A 16,456-nucleotide genomic window follows, 5' to 3' on the forward strand; every position below is an offset into this window, starting at 1 on the left:
CAAAGAGTCTGTTCATTCGCCCCCGACCCCATCATAAGGAATTGAAGAAATGAGCTCGAGAATTAGCCACTTGACAGTTCTGGCGGTGACCATTGCTGCCCTCGGTGGCTGCCAGAGTCTGAATACTGGCATGGACAGCATGTCGCAAACGATACGCGAGGTTGGAGCCAAGCACGGAACGCTGATTCTTTGCGGAGTGGGTGCAGTCGGTGGAGCCGTCATCGGCGCCAAGCTGGGTGGCAAGGAAGGTGCTCTTATAGGTGGCGGACTTGGAACAGCCGCAGGCTGTTACGCCGGCTCTATCTGGGAAGCCAAGATGAAGGCCCTCGAACAGATCGCTCACGACGAAAACATGTCCATCCAGGTTCAATCTCTGAACCTTGAAGCGCCTGTTGGCAACACCGCTGGCACTGAGGGTGGCCTCGTCGCCCTGGTGCAAGATGAAAGTATGTTTACGTCCGGGTCTGCTCAATTGACCGCGACGGGTAAGCGCCAGGCACAAAAGCTGGCACAGACATTCGCTCAACAAAGCGGTGACGGAAAGGGAGTTGATCAGCGCCGATTCCTGGTTGTTGGTCATACCGATGCTACCGGCAGCGCGAGTTTCAATCAGAAGCTATCCGAACAACGCGCACGTACCGTTGGCAAAATTTTCCAGGACGCCGGTGTCAAGTCTGATCGTATTTATTACCAGGGCGCTGGCTCCTCGCGACCTGTCGCAAATAACGAGACGGTGGAAGGGCGAAACAGCAACCGCCGCGTCGAAATCAGCGAAATGAAGTCCGAAGATATATTGGTCAAACGTGTTCAGGCCGAATCGTCCAACGCCAAGTACGCTGTTTACAGCGCCGGGGCGCAAAAAAAGCCCGAGACGGCAGTTAAAACGCCTGCCAAGGCGAAAGCAAAGGATACCGTCGTAGCGTCCAAACCCGCCCAAGCCCCTGCGAAATCTTCAAGCACGGAGCCTGCTTCTACTCCCGAAGCACCCGCCAGTTCTACATTGGTTAACTTTGGCGGCGTACTCGCGAATAACGAGCAAAGCGTCACAGCTTCCATCAAGCCTAAATCAGGCGGGTTCGCGCTCATATCCTCGGCACAGGCAAGTGACCTTCCAATCCAAAGCTGCGAAGCGGATGCCCCGCGAGAAACCGGCCAGGTCTTGAGCCTTGCCAATGACAAGCCTTTGATTGACCACAAGACCTACGAGTACATGGCCGGATACAACAACCGTGTATGGGCCGAGCGCGTCAATGGCAACCTGCTGACGATTACGCCCGTCTCTATCCTCAAGGAAAACGCAGCCGTAGACCGACAGCCAATCCTTGAAATAGTCAAAGACTACGATGCGGGCAACCGTAAAAGCCTCAAGGCTATCCAGGGCATTGCCAACACCTACGAGGGCGAAACCCAGGTGCTCTATCGAGTTTTCGCAAAAGACCCAAAGGCAGCAGTTTCCTGCATCGACGTCGTCTTTGAGAAAAACGCTCCGCAGGCCACCAAAGGGCAAGTTTTCTACCCACGCGGGCAGTCGGCCTATGTGGCCAAATTCATTCCGATCAAAGCTTCCTGATCCCTGAGAGAACAGATCATGCAAGATTTCTCACCTACCTCAATGCTCGCATTGATGCTGGCAAACCGGTTGGCGGCGGCGTCGTTGATCTCATTGGTAGTAGCGATAATCGTCGCTGCACTGAACTGGGATAAGGTTTGCTATTTTGTCCGTCGTGCCTGGCACTGTACCCCTTTGATCGGCACCGTGGCTCGGTTGGCCAGGCAAGCGAAACGGGAGCGTGGCTCGTCTGACAGCTCCGGTTGGAGCGACGGTGAACTCCGTTTGTGCCAGGAATATTACACAAGCTATAAAAAGGTTGATAAAGACCCGGCTTACTACGCCAAGTGCCGGGATTACCTGTCGAAGGTGTGTGAAACAGGTCGGCGTACCAGCCCTTTTTGGGTGATCCCTTTGATGGCAGGACTGCTGATCCTGGAAGCGGTCGGTTTCGCTTACGTTATCGGGCCCTTCGTAAATCGCGAAATATCTGCGAACAACCTCCAATACCTCACCTGGTCTGTAGCCACGTTCCTTGCTCTTATCTCCGGATTCTTTGCCCACATCGCAGGTCATGAAATCCATCACAACTCGCTTATCAAAAAAGCACGCCACTGGTGGAGAGGAACACCGACGCAGCAACGTGACAACCAGATCGGGAAAGACATTGCTCAGATCTCCATTGATGACACTCACAATGATGATACGGCCCACGGCTACAACAAGATTCTGGCCCGTATCAAGACCAACGAGACCGTTACCGTCAAGCATTTCTGGGTAGCGATGTTCGGCGTCACCATTATCATTATCGCAATTGCTGCATTTTGGGTTCGTGCTGAACAGCTCAATGCAATGGAAACAGAGCTGGTCGCTGGCTATCAGATCAACGAATCAGCGAAGTCATCGAACAGTCCGTTTGACTTGCCTGCCGCTTCTGCCGACGTTGAGAGGCAGAGCCAGGAAAAAACGTTCGACGACAAGATTGGCGCAGAGCATCGCGCCTCGATGGTGACCTTTGGCGTGTTGTCAGTAGTGTTCGTGGCCATCCAGTTCATCGCGCTGTGGCTCTCCATGGTTTACGGCTTTGCGGGCCTGGCATCCCGTGATGCCTACGAGACGATCAGCAAGTTCAGGACTGCAGACGAAATGGTTCGCTGGATGGATCGTCAACGAGCCGCTATTCGTGATCATGCGAACCATAAGCTCTCGCTTCTTCGAGACAAGGTTTCAAATTACGACATGACCAGCAATGATGGGGTAAACAGCACCTCAACGTCGCAAGAGCGGAACTTTGAAGCCTTTTTGAAGCTTGAAAAAGCCAAGGAAGACGACAGGACTATTGCTGAGCATCGGGCAGCGCTGGAGTTGAAAAAACGTAAAGATGGAGTTTCTGCCGAGTACCAATCTGACGCACAGGTTAAGCAGGAAGCCCCCAAGATTCAGCATCCGACACCCAAGCAACCTGAACTGACTATCGAGGCTCCAGCGACTCAACCTGCTGCCGCCGCAAATACAGTGAAGCCCACCGAGTTTGACGACCTTCGCAGTTTGTCCGATGAGGAGCTTGAACTGGTGGTCGACGTTTACCAGCTTGCGCTCGAACAACTGAAGCGCATCCGTGCAACCCAGGTTGTACTTGCCAAAACGGGCAAATTCCCGGCACACCAAGGGGCAACGGTCTGATGAAAAGCATGCTGCGAAAAATTTTGATCGCAGCCATGCTTCTTCCTGCCGCCACTATGGCGGCAGAGCGGAACGACATGGCGAGCTGCTATGAAGCGTCCAGACTGACCGAGTTCAAGCCGGCACCAAGCGGTCGTCAGTTGGTGATCATTGTCGATCAGACAATCAAGATGCCTGAAGACATTCAGCGATCAGCCTGGGAAAAAATTGACCGGTTTGTTCAGCCAGGCGACCAAGTGAAGCTTTACACCTTCTCAGCTTTCGTGCCGGGAGAGTACATGCGCCTGCAGGCGGATGTGACGCTTGAAGTCCCCCCGGCAGATACCGTCCGTAATGACATGGGTATGAGCAAGCTACGCCAGCTCGATGCCTGCATGAAAACCCAAAAGGCGAGCTTCGTTCGTGGCGTCGGGGGGTTGTTTGTGAAGGCCATGCGTGACGCCAACAACGACAATCCTAAAAGCGAGATACTCCACGCGCTTCGTGAAGTGGGCTCGGACATGAGTCAGCAGAGTGCCAGGGATCGGGTGGTCTTTTTGATCAGCGACATGCTGGAGAACAGTGATTACGCATCGTTCTACGCCAACAGCGCCATTCAGAACCTCAACGTTGCGCAAGAAATCAAGAAAGCCTCTGACAAGAGCCTCTTCTCCGACCTCTCGGGCGCTCGGGTTTATGTCGCAGGCGCTGGACTGGTGACTGACAGCATCAAGCAGAAATACCGCTCAGGCAAGACAATGGATCTCTTGAACGAGTTCTGGTCTTCATACTTTGAAAAGTCCAACTCCAGACTGGAAGCCTTCGGAACTCCAATGCTCAACGTAGACCTGAAGTAGGCACCCATTACTTAAAGAAGCTTGCCTCTCCTGAGGTTGATAAAAAACGCCGCAGGCTCTTTGAGCGCTGCGGCGTTTTTCGTTGTGCCGGGCGACGTTTAGACGCGCCTCAAAGCCCGCCGACGTGAAACGCCTTCACTTCCAGATACTCGTCCAATCCGTAGCTGGAGCCTTCACGGCCCAGGCCCGACTGCTTGACCCCGCCAAACGGCGCGACTTCCATCGAGATGATGCCGGTGTTGAGGCCGACCATGCCGAACTCCAGCGCCTCGCCGAAGCGCCATGAACGACGCAGGTCCTGAGTGAAGTAATACGCGCCCAGGCCGTAAGGTGTGGCGTTGGCCAGTGCCAGTGCCTGGGCTTCGTCGGTGAAGCGCATCAGCGGGGCGACGGGGCCGAAGGTTTCTTCGTTGGCCAGCAGCATGCCTGCGTGGGTATCGCCCAGCACCGTCGGCTGGACGAACTGGCTGTCGCCGTCCGGCATACCGCCGTACAGCAGTTTCGCGCCCTGGCTCAGGGCATCGTCGATGTGCCGGGCGACTTTGCTGACCGCTGCCGGGTTGATCAGCGGGCCGATGGTGACGCCGTCTTCCAGACCGTTGCCGACCTTGAGTTTGGCGACTGCTTCGACCAAGCGTGCGGCGAAACGGTCGTAGATGCCGTCCTGCACCAGAATGCGGTTGGCGCACACGCAGGTCTGCCCGGCGTTGCGAAACTTGCTGAGCATGATGCCGGTGACGGCCTGCTCCAGATCGGCATCGTCGAACACAATGAACGGCGCGTTGCCGCCCAGTTCCAGACTCAGACGCTTGATGTGCTCGGCGCTCTGGCGCATCAGCAGACGACCCACAGCGGTAGAGCCGGTGAAGGAAATCTTGCGCACCACCGGGTTGCCGGTCAGTTCTTCACCGATGCCGGATGGCATCCCGGTGATGACGTTGAACACGCCAGCCGGAATGCCCACACGCTCGGCCAGTACCGCCAATGCCAAGGCCGACAGCGGCGTGAGGTCGGAGGGTTTGACGATGATCGGGCAGCCTGCCGCGAGGGCTGGGGCGCACTTGCGGGTAATCATCGCGTTGGGGAAATTCCACGGAGTGATGGCAGCGCAAACGCCGACCGGCTGCTTGAGCGTCATCAGACGGCGATCAGCGCTCGGCGCAGGAATGGTTTCACCATACGAGCGACGTGCTTCTTCGGCGAACCATTTGACGAAGCTGGCGCCGTAGCGGATTTCTCCACGGGACTCGTTAAGCGGCTTGCCCTGCTCAAGGGTCATGATCAGCGCCAGGTCTTCGACGTTTTCCAGCATCGCCTGATGCCAGCGCTCCAGCAACGCTGCACGCTCGGCGGCCGGGCGCGCGCGCCAGGCCGGCCATGCGCGGTCAGCAGCTTCGATGGCGCGGCGGGTTTCAGCGCCTTGCAGCGCCGGAACCTGTGCGATGACGTCGCCGGTGGCCGGGTCGGTAATGTCCAAGGTCGCGCCATCGTCGGCCACGATCCACTGCCCATCGACGTAGGCGCGTTCTACCAGCAGGCTGGGGTCTTTCAAAGGGTGCTTGAGCATGGTCGGTCGAGTCCTGTTCCGGGATGACTGTCAGTCTAAGCAGCCATCACAGTCCAGGATGCTGAAAGCAGGGAATGCGGGCGGCAAACGCTGCTGAATTTCGCGCCCGCACGGCAGCCTCTACTGCTTCAGCGAGCCCAGCAGACTTTGCAGAAAACGCTCGCCTGCGTTCATCTGGCTTTCTTCGATGAACTCGTCAGGCTTGTGCGCCTGTTCGATGGAACCCGGCCCGCAGACCACCACTGGCACGTTGAGGCGACCGGCGAACAAGCCGCCTTCGGTGCCGTACGAGACCTTGATGTGTTGCGTGCCGGGCTCGGCGAAGGCGTGCAGCATGCGCACGGCTTCAACGCTGGGATGGGTCTCCAGCGCCGGGTATTCGTTCATGATTTCGATGTCGATGGCTGCCACGCCGGACAGTTGCCTGGCTTCACGCACCAGCACTTCGGCACGCTCACGCAACTGCTCCAGCAATTGGTCCGGATCATCGCCCGGCAGGTTGCGGTATTCGAACTCAAGGGTGCAGAGGTTCGGCACGATGTTCAGCGCCTTGCCGCCATCGATACGGCCGATGTGGACGGTGCTGTACGGAATGTCGTAGCCGTCGTCACGCACGCCCTGCTGCTCGACCTGTTTCTGGCTCTTGCGCAGTTCGGCAATGAAGTCGCTGGCCAGGTGAATGGCGTTGACCGCACGCGGTGCCAGCGAGGAATGCGCTTCCTGACCCCGGCAGTAAGTCCGGTACGAACTCTTGCCCTTGTGACCGACCGCGAACTGCATCAGCGTCGGCTCGCCCACCACACACAAAAACGGGCGCACAGGTGCCAGATGAAGCACGTCCAGCAGGCGCCGCACGCCGACACAGCCGATTTCTTCGTCGTGGGACAGGGCCAGTTGCAGCGGTCGCGTCAGGGTCATGTCGGCGGCATCGAGCATGGCGTCTATGGCCAGCGCGATGAAGCCTTTCATGTCGCAGGTGCCGCGCCCATAGATGCGCCCGTCACGCAGCGTGGCCTGAAACGGCGGCATCGTCCACGCCTGCCCTGCGGCGGGCACGACGTCTGTGTGCCCGGAGAGCAACACACCGGGCTGCTCGCGAGGGCCGGTGCTGGCGAACAGATTGGCTTTCTTGCCGGTCTCGTCCTTGACGATAAGCGACTCGATGCCCTTGGTCGCCAGCAGGTCGCGAACGTAGTCGATCAGCGCCATGTTCGGCTCCGACGACACGGTTTCGAAGGCAATCAGGCGTTTGAAGATGTCCAGCGCACGCGGTGTCATGAGGCTTTACTCGCAAGTTCTGAGAAGGCGGCAAAACGGCGGATATCGAACGGACTGATCAGCGTGCTGGTGGTGCCGGTGCTGATCAGTTCGGCCATGACATCGCCCACGCCCGGGCCGAGCTGAAAGCCATGGCCGCAGAAACCGAACGCGTAGTACAGGCCGTCGACCTTGCCGCTGGGGCCCATGATCGGCAATGAGTCCGGCGTGTAGCTTTCGATGCCGCTCCACACGCGGATAATGTTCAGGTTGCCGACGCTAGGCAGCAGGCGACGCATCTGCTGCATGTGATTGATGAGGCTGTTGGGGTCGAAATACGCGCGACGGTTGACCATGTCCGGCCTGGTGCGTACGCCACCGCCAATGACAATGTTGCCGCGCGCGATCTGGCGGAAATACACCACTTCGTGGGGGATCTTGGTGAACACGCCGATCACCGTTGGCAGCGCGTAAGGCACAGGCTCGGTGACCGACATCTGCGGGCCGAAGGTTTCCAGCGGCACCGGCTCGCCGAACTGCGACGAGAGCTTTTCGCCCCAGGCTCCGGCGGTGATCAATAATTGATCAGCTGTGAAGATTCGGCCATCGGTGGTCGTGACCTGAAATTCCTTGCCGACCTTTTCGACGTGCAGCACTTCAGTGCGCTCTTCGATCCTCGCCCCGGCACGTATCGCCGCACGGGCCCAGGCGGGCGCGGCGAGACGCGGGTTGGCGTGGCCGTCGTGTGGCGCGTAGGAGCCGCCTTTTACGTCCGGCCCCAGAAACGGAAAACGCTCGTGCAGCGCTTTGCCCTGAAGTACTTGCAGGTCCAGCTCACGCGCTTCGGGGGCAGCAGCGTAGGCTTCAAGCTCAGGAATTTCGTCTTCGCGGTAGCAGACGCGCATGTGGCCACTGGGCAGAAACTCCAGGTCTTCGCCTATCAGCTGCGGCAGGCGCTTCCACAGCGCAAAGGAACGGTTGGCCAGCTCCAGTTGATCCAGATGACGACCCTGACGGCGCACGTTGCCGAAGTTGACGCCGCTGGCGTACTGGCCGACCACGTCGCGCTCCAGCAGCGTCACCGACTTGCCGCGCTGACGCAGAAAGAACGAAGACGCCGCGCCCATCACGCCGCCGCCGACAATCAGTACATCGACCCTGAGCTGCTTCATGACACCACCTCGTCTGTCATCATCGACAACGGTTTGACCGGCGCCTGACCGCGCTGGCGGCCGACCTGCTCGACCGGTACGCCGGATTCGGCAGCGATCACTTCGGCTCCGGCCTGCGAGCAATAACGCCCCTGGCAGCGACCCATGCCGACCCGGCTGAAAGCCTTGGCGCGGTTGACTTCACAGGCGCCTTTTTCACGCACCACACCGCGCAGTTCGCCCGCGCTGATCATTTCGCAGCGACAGATAATGGCTTCATCAGGCAGCGCCTTCGCCTGCGCAGACGGCCAGGGAAAGGCTTCCATCAGCCCGACACGGAAGCGATCCATGACCTCAAGACTCTGCCGCAGGTTATCCACGCGCTGGTTATCCACAGGCATGCCCAGGTCACTCAGCAAGGTCAGCGCGGCGAGACGCCCGGCCTGTTCGGCCGCATCGGCACCGCGAATTTTCGCGCCATCGCCTGCGGCATAGACACCCGCGACAGAGGTGCGGCCGTCGTCGTCCACGGCCAGCACCCATTGCCCGGACGCTTCGTCGAAACGCAGGCCGCAGCCGGCCAGATCAGCCAACTGGGTTTCAGGTCGCAGGTGGTAACCCAGCGCCAGCGCATCGCAATCGATTGTCAGGGCGCTGCCGTTGGCGAGCCTCACGCGCACGCCGGTCACGCCATCTTTCTCGTCACCCAGAATTTCTTCAGGCTTGATGCCCAGATGCACCGGCACCCTGGCGCTGTACAACTGAGCCAGCAGCTTCATGCCGTTGAACAACAAACCCGGACGCGACAGCAATTTTGGCATCGCGCCGATGCGTTTGCTGAACGGTGAAGTGTCGAGCACGGCCGCCACGTCGGCACCGGCTTTGACGTACTGGCTGGCGACCAGATACAGCAACGGACCGCTGCCCATGAACACCACACGGCTGCCGATGGAAACCGACTGCGACTTGAGCGCGATCTGCGAGCCGCCCAGGCTGTAGGTGCCTGCGAGTTGCCAGCCTTTGATCGGCATCAGTCGGTCGGTGGCGCCCGCGCAAAGAATCAACGCGTCGTACTCCACGACCGTGTGCACACCCTTGCTGACGCAGCAGAGCTGGCCTGAGGTGAGGTTCCAGGCCAGGGTGTCGGGGCGGTAATCGATCTGGCTGCGCAGACGGTCGAAGCTTTCGTGCAGGTCGCGCGCCTTGGCCGCTTCGGTGCCGTACAGCGCCGGGTAATCACGTTTGAAGCCTTCGGGCTGGCGGCGGTAGATCTGTCCGCCATCACGCCGGTTTTCATCGATCAGAATCGGTTTGATGCCAGCGGCCAACAACGTTTCGGCGCAACGGGTGCCCGCAGGACCGGCGCCAACGATGACCACACGCGGGCTGGCGGTGTGACTGACATTCAGCCGTGGAGAAGTGGCCATTTCGCCTCCGGTTGGGTGGTGACGATATCGAGCCCGTCACGGACTTCGTTGGAACAGGCGCGCAGGCGCTCGCCACTGCGGGTCCAGACCCAGCAATCCTGACAGGCGCCCATCAGACAGAAACCGGCCCGACGCCCCGAATCGAACTCGGACTGACGCAAGGCATTGCCTCCGGTCAGCAGCGCCACCATCAGCGTGTCGCCCTGCAAGGCTTCGACAGGTGCCCCGTCGACGATCAGGTTGACGACCGGCCGATCACGCTCGCCCAGTCTTACAAAACGGCCACTCATGCGTAGGCTCCTACGGTGACGGGGTCCAGATCGCTCTGACGTTCCTGCAACTCACCGCCGTCGCGATGACAGAGGATTTCGCTGCCGCCTGCGATGACGCGACGACCCGGTGCCGTCTTGTTGCACAGTCCTTCGATGCGCACGGGGCAGCGATTGAGGAAAGTGCACAGCTCCGGCGTATTCGATGGCGCGCTGATCGGCGGCAGCTTGCCGCTGGTCACGCCGCAGCCTTCCAGCCAGCCCTGGCGCAGCTCGGGCACCGAATGCACCAGCAGGTCGGTGTAGGGATGAAAAGGCGTCTGGCTGAAGGCGTCACGGCTGCCCTCTTCGACCTTGTGGCCGCTGTACATCACCACGATGTCATCGCACAGCGCGCGCACGGTGGAGATGTCATGGCTGATGAACAGGTAGGAAACCCCCAGCTTGCGCCGCAGGTCGCCAAGCAGTTCGAGAATGCAGGCACCGACCACGGTATCCAGCGCCGAGGTCACTTCGTCGCACAGGATCAGGTCCGGCTTGGCTGCAAGCGCACGGGCCAGGTTGACGCGCTGCTTCTGGCCGCCCGACAGTTCGTTGGGGCGCCGGTCGGCCAGTTCGCGCGGCAGACGCACCAGGTCCATCAACTCGTGGATGCGATCACGCAGTGCCTTGCCCTTGAGGTTGAAATACATTTTCAGCGGGCGGGCCAGAATCGCGCTGACGTTGTGCATCGGGTTGAGCGCGGTGTCGGCGTTCTGAAACACCATCTGGATGCGGCGGAACTGTTCTTTCGTTCGCCCGGCCAAATCGCCGGACAACGGCGCACCGTCGAACGTCAGGCTGCCTTGTGCAGGATCCAGCAGACCGGCGACCACACGGGCCAGGGTCGATTTGCCCGAACCGGATTCACCGATCACGCCGATGGCCTGACCCCGGCGAATGGTCAGGTCGATGTCTTCGAGCACGCGGATCATCGGCATGCCTTGAAGATTCTTCTTGCCGTAGCCTGCGGTCAGGCCCTTGATGGTCAGCAGCGTGCTGTCCTTGACCATGTCGCTGGCCGGCGACAGTTTCGCGTCGGGACGGGCGGCGGCGAGCAGGCTGCGCGTGTATTCGTCTTCCGGCCCCTTGAGCAATGCAGCCGTGCTGCCCTGCTCGATAATTTTTCCGCCATTGAGCACGACAATCTGATCGGCCATCTGCGCCACGACCGCCAGGTCGTGGGAGACATACACGGCCGTCGCGCCACGATCCCGTACCACGCGCTTGAAAGCCCGCAGCACGTCGATCTGTGTGGTCACGTCCAGCGCAGTGGTTGGCTCGTCGAGGATCACCAGCAGGGGATCGCTGATCAGTGCCATCGCCGCCATGACCCGCTGCAACTGACCGCCCGAGACCTGATGCGGATAGCGCTGGCCGATGGTTTCGGGGTTGGGTAACGCGAGATCGCGAAACAGGTCGACGGCTTTTCGCTGCAGGTCCGAACGACTGCCCAGACCATGAATCAGCGCGCCTTCGATCACTTGATCGATCAGCTTTTTCGCCGGATTGAAGGCCGCCGCCGCGCTTTGTGCGACGTAGGAAACCCGATTGCCGCGCAAGCCTTGCAACCGGCTTTCTGGCAGGCTGAGCATGTCGTGCTCACCGACCTGAACGACGCCACCGGCGAGCTTGCAGCCACGTCGGGCATAGCCCAGCAGCGCCAGGGCGATCGTGGTCTTGCCGGAACCGGACTCGCCGATCAGCGCCAGTACTTCACCTTTCTCCAGCGCAAAGCTCACGCCCTTGACGATTTCCAGCTCACCCTTGTCGGTGTCGGCCACCACACGCAGGTCTTGCACCCGAATCAATTGACTCATCTCAGTGCCCTCCCGAGCGTCGGCTGCGCCGCGATGACAAACGGTCGATAAACAGATTCACGCCAATGGTCAGCGAGCCGATGGCCAGCGCAGGAATCACGATGGCCGGCGCGCCCTGATTGAGCCCGCCGATGTTTTCGCGCACCAGCGAGCCGAGGTCGGCATCTGGCGGCTGCACGCCCAGACCGAGAAAGCTCATGCCGCTGAGCAACAGCACAATAAAGCCGAAACGCAGGCCCAGATCCGTCAGCACCGGGTTGAGCATGTTCGGCAGAATTTCGCGGCAGGCGATGTACAGACGGCCCTCACCACGGGTGCGCGCCACCTGTACGTACTCAAGCGCTTCGATGTTCACCGCCATGCTGCGGGCGATGCGAAACGCGCCCGGCGTATAGCTCAGCACAGCGGTGCACACCAGCAGCACCTCGGACGAACCGAATGCGGAGACCATGATCAGCGCAAGCATCTTGCTCGGAATCGAAATGAACGCGTCCATCAGGCGGCTGATGATTTCGTCCAGCCACTTGGGCGCAACCACCGACAACAGCGCACACATGGTGCCGATACCGCTGGCCAATACGGCGGAGATCAACGCCAGACCGACCGTGAAGCGTGCGCCGATCAGCACGCGGCTGAGCATGTCGCGGCCCAGGTAATCGGTGCCGAACGGGAACGCCGCGCTAATGTTTTCGAAGACGTTGTCGGACACCACCTCGCCCACCGGATGCGGCGCGAGCCACGGGCCGAATAGCGCGATCATGAGCCAGAAGAAGCAGACCGAAGCGCCCACCAACCCCAGCCAGGCGATCTTGCGAGGCGCACGCACTTGAACGGCGGGCGTAGATGTCTCAATGATCGGGTTCATTGGTTTCTCAGCCTCGGGTTGGAAAGAATTGCACACAGGTCGGCCAGCAGCACCAACCCAAGGTAAGCCGCGCAGAACAGCATGGTGCAGCCCTGAACCAGCGCCATGTCACGGTTGGTCACCGCATCGACCATCAGGCTGGCAATGCCCGGATAGTTGAAGATCGTCTCGACGATGACTACACCGCCCAGCAGATAGGAAAGACTCAACGCCACGGCGTTGACGATGGGGCCGATGGCGTTGGGCAAGGCATGTCGCAGCACGATACGCACCGGGCTTACGCCTTTGAGCCGGGCCATTTCGACGTAAGGGCTGTCGAGCTGATCGATGACAGCGGCGCGAGTCATGCGCGCCATCTGGGCGACGATCACGCAGCACAGTGTCATGACCGGCAACGCATAGGTGCGGATAAATTGCAGCGGCGTGCTGGCGTCACCACCATAGGACAGCGCCGACAGCCAGCCCAGTTTGACGGCGAAGATCAGCACCGCCAGCGTGGCGACCAGAAATTCCGGCACCGCCACCAGCGACAGGGTGACGAAATTCAGGGCGCTGTCGATTCGTCCGCCTCGGCCCATGGCTGCGCCGATGCCCAGCATCAGGGCGACCGGCACCGACACCAGCGCGGTGGTTGCGGCCAGCATCAGGGTGTTAGGGAAACGTCCGGCGATCAGGTCGGAAACCGGCATCGCGTTGGATACCGATTCACCGAAATTGCCGCCCAGCAGGTTCATCAACCATTGCAGATAACGCACCACACCCGGTTGATCGAGCCCCAGTTTTGTACGCAATGCCGCAACCTGTTCAGGTGTCGCGAACTGCCCCAGAGCCTGTTGCGCCGCATCCCCTGGCAGCACCGCCGTAATGGCGAAGACCACCATGGACACGATCAGCAGCGTGACGATCGCAGCGCCGAAGCGCTGCAGGATCAACCCGAGTGTGTTGCTATTCATCTGCATCCTCCCGCTCGATTCACAGCCGCTTTCACGCGTCCAGCCAGACCTGCTCACTGAACATGTAGCCCATGAAACCGCCCAGCGGATTGCTGGAATAGCCCTGGATACGCTTGTCCACACCATCGATGTTGCTGATGAACACCGGGATGCCGATGCCGCAGTTCTGGCTGACCAGGGTCTGCATGTCGCCATACATTTTGGCGCGCTTGTCGTCGTCGGTTTCACCACGGGCCAGCATCAGCAACTGGTCGAACTGATCGTTCTTCCAGCCCGATTCGTTCCAGGGTGCCGAGGACTGGAAGAACTGCGAGAAGATCACGTCGGCGTTAGGGCGCGGGTTGATGTTGCCGAAGCTCAGCGGGTGCTTCATCCAGTGATTGGACCAGTAGCCATCGCTTGGCAGGCGGTTGACGTTGAGCGTCAGCCCGGCCTGTTTCGCCGATTGCTGCAACAGCACGGCGATGTCGACGGAACCGGTGGCCGCAGGTGAGGCGGCAACGGCCATGGTGATCTTTTCCATGCCGGCTTTCTTGAGCAGGAACTTCGCCTTCTCGGGATCGTAGGCGCGTTGCGGCAGATCAGCATTGAAATAACGCGAACCGGGCGCAATCGGATGATCGTTGCCAACCCGGGCGTAGCCACGGAACACCGCTGATTTGACCTGTTCACGGTCCAGCAGGTACTTCATGGCTTCGGTGAATTCGGGGCTCTTGCCGGGCATCTGGTCCTGACGAATGATAAGGTCGGTGTAGTTGCCGGACGGCGCATCGACCACCCGGTGCTTGGCACTGGCGGCGATGCGGCTGGTGGAGCGCGGGTTGACCTCGTTGATCATGTGCACATCGCCGGACAGCAGCGCGTTGACCCGCGATGGCTCGTCGGCAATGGCGATGAACTCGATCTCGTCCAGGTACGGCAGGCCCGGCTTCCAGTAGTTGGGGTTACGCACGCTGACCGAACGTACGCCAGGGTTGAACTCCTTGACCTTGAACGGACCGGTGCCGATGCCCTTGCTGAAATCGGTGGTGCCTTCGGGCACGATCAGCAGGTGGGAAACAGCGAGAATCGATGGCAGTTCGGCGTTCGGCGAACTGAGGGTGATCTGCACTTCCAGCGGGCCGGTGGCCTTGATCTCGGAAAACTGCGCCATCAGCGGCATCACTTTGGAACCGGTGGCCGGGTCTTTGTGGCGTGACAGCGAGAACACCACGTCGCCTGCGGTCAGCGACTTGCCATCGTGGAACGTCACGTCTTTGCGCAGGGTGATGGTCCAGACGGTCGCGTCCTTGTTGTCGATCTTCTCGGCCAGCTCCATGTGCGGAACCAGATGACTGTCGAAACGGGTCAGGCCGTTGTAGAACATGTAGTGACGCACGTAGTCGGTGGACAGTGCGCCTTTCGCAGGATCGAGCGTGTCGGCTGTGGAGCTGGACATGCCCGCCACACGAATACGACCGCCCGGTTTGCCTTTGACAGGCGCCGCGTCGTCATCGGCGAAGACCTTGCCAGCGGCACCGAACAGGCTGGTGGAGCCTGCCGCAACCACACCGGCAACGCCCAGCATACGCAGTGCATCACGACGCGAAAGGCCGCGATTGAGACCCTCGAAAACGCGCAGGCTGTCTTCGCCTGTGATCAGCGGGGAATCGTTTTTCTTGTCAGCCATATCAGTTCTACCTGTCGAAAAAGGGAAATTCCGAGTTGCTCACGGTTGACCGGAGCGTCCTTCAAACACACACGACGACGGTGAAACAAAACACTCAGTGACGACTGTCCTGATAGCGGTAGTACGCGCCGACCAGGGGCAGAAACCACGGTTTGCCAAAGTGCCCGGGAATGGCCGGCCAGTTCAGGTCTTTCCAGGGATTGGCCTGCGCCTTGCCTTCCATGACATCGGCCATGACTTGGCCCATGTGCACTGACATCTGCACGCCGTGCCCGCTGTAGCCCATCGAGTAGAAGACGCCGTCGTGCTCGCCTGCACGCGGCAAACGATCGGACGTCATGTCCACCAGACCGCCCCAGCAGTAATCGACCTTCACCTGCGCCAGCTGCGGAAACATCTGGATCATGGCCGCCTGCAGCACCTTGCCGCTCTTGGCGTCGGAGCTGCTGTTGGACATGGCGAAGCGGGCACGTCCGCCGAACAGCAAACGGTTATCCGGGGTGAGGCGGAAATAGTTGCCGATCAAACGACTGGTCACGTACGCACGCTGGTGGGGAAACAACTGATCGATCAAGGCTTGCGGCAGCACTTCGGTGGCAATCACAAAGCTGCCGACCGGCACGATGCGGCGGCGATACCAGCCCAGCCCGCCGTGCTGACAGGCGCCTGTTGCCAGAAACACCTGCGTCGCCTGAATCGAGCCTTTCGAGGTGTTGACCACAAAACCGTTGCGATTGGCTTTCCAGTCCTTGACCGTTGTGTCCTGATAAATCCGCGCACCGTGACGCACCGCCGCATCGGCCAGACCCAGGCCAAAGCGTCCCACGTGAATCTGCACACCATTACGCTGCAGAAGCCCACCGTGAAACTCGTCCGAACCGATTTCGGAGCGGATGTCCTGCGCCGACAGCAGCTCGACGTCGGCATCGACCTCACGACGGATCAGCTCGCAGGTGCGCGCCAGTCCTTCGTAATGGCCCGGCTTGGCGGCCAGCTTCAATTTGCCGTTGCGCTTGATGTCGCAGGCGATGTTTTCCTGCTCGATCACGCCGACAACACTTTGTACTGCGCTCTCATACGCCTTGTAGAACTCGCGAGCCTGAGCCGCACCCAGCGTCGCGCTCAACGATGCGTAATCCTGCGCCACACCCGTGTTGCACTGCCCGCCGTTGCGGCCGGACGCTTCGCCGATCACCCGGCCTGCATCCACCACCACGACGCTGGCACCTTTCAAGGCCAATGCACGCGCTGCCGAGAGCCCGGTGAACCCGCCACCGACCACTACCACGTCAGCCTGCCCCTCCACCGCGCCAGCCTGCGCGCCGGTGAAATCTGGAGCCGTATCGAGCCAGTAGGACTCACTGCGCATCT

Annotated in this window: 13 protein-coding genes; 3 read left to right on the plus strand and 10 right to left on the minus strand. The window is 60.3% G+C overall.

Annotated features, from left to right (window positions below; all coding sequences use genetic code 11):
• Nucleotides 1-49 precede the first annotated feature (49 nt).
• Genes QRN20_RS12485 through QRN20_RS12495 form a run of 3 tightly spaced genes read left to right on the plus strand, consistent with a single transcriptional unit; the run spans nt 50 to nt 4,068 of the window.
• Nucleotides 50-1,570: an OmpA family protein gene (locus QRN20_RS12485; protein ID WP_088234343.1), complete on the plus strand. Its 1,521-nt coding sequence runs from the start codon at nt 50-52 to the stop codon at nt 1,568-1,570.
• Between the two features lie 18 nt (nt 1,571-1,588).
• Nucleotides 1,589-3,232 carry a hypothetical protein gene (locus tag QRN20_RS12490; RefSeq protein ID WP_088234342.1) on the plus strand — a complete coding sequence of 548 codons (1,644 nt, stop codon included), beginning with the start codon at nt 1,589-1,591 and terminating at the stop codon, nt 3,230-3,232.
• Nucleotides 3,232-4,068, plus strand: coding sequence for a hypothetical protein (locus tag QRN20_RS12495; RefSeq protein ID WP_088234341.1), 837 nt, complete (start codon nt 3,232-3,234; stop codon nt 4,066-4,068). Before QRN20_RS12490 ends, QRN20_RS12495 begins: the two co-directional genes overlap by 1 nt.
• Before the next feature lie 109 nt (nt 4,069-4,177).
• Here the strand turns inward: QRN20_RS12495 and QRN20_RS12500 are convergent, their stop codons facing one another.
• The 10 genes from QRN20_RS12500 to QRN20_RS12545 form a co-directional block, all read right to left on the minus strand.
• Nucleotides 4,178-5,635 carry an NAD-dependent succinate-semialdehyde dehydrogenase gene (locus QRN20_RS12500; RefSeq protein ID WP_217670118.1) on the minus strand — a complete coding sequence of 486 codons (1,458 nt, stop codon included), beginning with the start codon at nt 5,633-5,635 and terminating at the stop codon, nt 4,178-4,180.
• A 120-nt stretch (nt 5,636-5,755) separates the two neighbouring features.
• Nucleotides 5,756-6,913 carry an acetylornithine deacetylase gene (argE, locus tag QRN20_RS12505; protein ID WP_004880529.1) on the minus strand — a complete coding sequence of 386 codons (1,158 nt, stop codon included), beginning with the start codon at nt 6,911-6,913 and terminating at the stop codon, nt 5,756-5,758.
• Nucleotides 6,910-8,064, minus strand: a complete 1,155-nt coding sequence (locus QRN20_RS12510) for an NAD(P)/FAD-dependent oxidoreductase (protein ID WP_285360465.1) — start codon at nt 8,062-8,064, stop codon at nt 6,910-6,912. The genes argE and QRN20_RS12510 overlap by 4 nt, the downstream gene beginning before the upstream one ends.
• Nucleotides 8,061-9,470 (minus strand): FAD/NAD(P)-dependent oxidoreductase, encoded by a 1,410-nt coding sequence (locus QRN20_RS12515; RefSeq protein ID WP_285360467.1) that lies wholly within the window; start codon nt 9,468-9,470, stop codon nt 8,061-8,063. Before QRN20_RS12515 ends, QRN20_RS12510 begins: the two co-directional genes overlap by 4 nt.
• Nucleotides 9,449-9,760 (minus strand): (2Fe-2S)-binding protein, encoded by a 312-nt coding sequence (locus QRN20_RS12520; RefSeq protein WP_029243592.1) that lies wholly within the window; start codon nt 9,758-9,760, stop codon nt 9,449-9,451. The genes QRN20_RS12515 and QRN20_RS12520 overlap by 22 nt, the downstream gene beginning before the upstream one ends.
• Complete coding sequence (locus QRN20_RS12525) at nt 9,757-11,598, minus strand: ABC transporter ATP-binding protein (RefSeq protein WP_122427987.1); 1,842 nt, start codon at nt 11,596-11,598, stop codon at nt 9,757-9,759. The genes QRN20_RS12520 and QRN20_RS12525 overlap by 4 nt, the downstream gene beginning before the upstream one ends.
• Before the next feature lies 1 nt (nt 11,599).
• A complete protein-coding gene (locus QRN20_RS12530; protein WP_004880539.1) occupies nt 11,600-12,463 on the minus strand; it encodes an ABC transporter permease in 864 nt (287 codons plus the stop codon).
• Nucleotides 12,460-13,416: an ABC transporter permease gene (locus QRN20_RS12535; protein ID WP_004880541.1), complete on the minus strand. Its 957-nt coding sequence runs from the start codon at nt 13,414-13,416 to the stop codon at nt 12,460-12,462. Before QRN20_RS12535 ends, QRN20_RS12530 begins: the two co-directional genes overlap by 4 nt.
• Before the next feature lie 31 nt (nt 13,417-13,447).
• Nucleotides 13,448-15,085, minus strand: a complete 1,638-nt coding sequence (locus tag QRN20_RS12540) for an ABC transporter substrate-binding protein (RefSeq protein ID WP_004880543.1) — start codon at nt 15,083-15,085, stop codon at nt 13,448-13,450.
• 94 nt (nt 15,086-15,179) lie between these two features.
• Nucleotides 15,180-16,454, minus strand: a complete 1,275-nt coding sequence (locus QRN20_RS12545; RefSeq protein WP_122585204.1) for an NAD(P)/FAD-dependent oxidoreductase — start codon at nt 16,452-16,454, stop codon at nt 15,180-15,182.
• Nucleotides 16,455-16,456: the final 2 nt, after the last annotated feature.

Origin of the sequence: Pseudomonas sp. fls2-241-TYG-175 (assembly GCF_030209155.1) — a bacterium.
GTDB lineage: Bacteria > Pseudomonadota > Gammaproteobacteria > Pseudomonadales > Pseudomonadaceae > Aquipseudomonas > Aquipseudomonas viridiflava.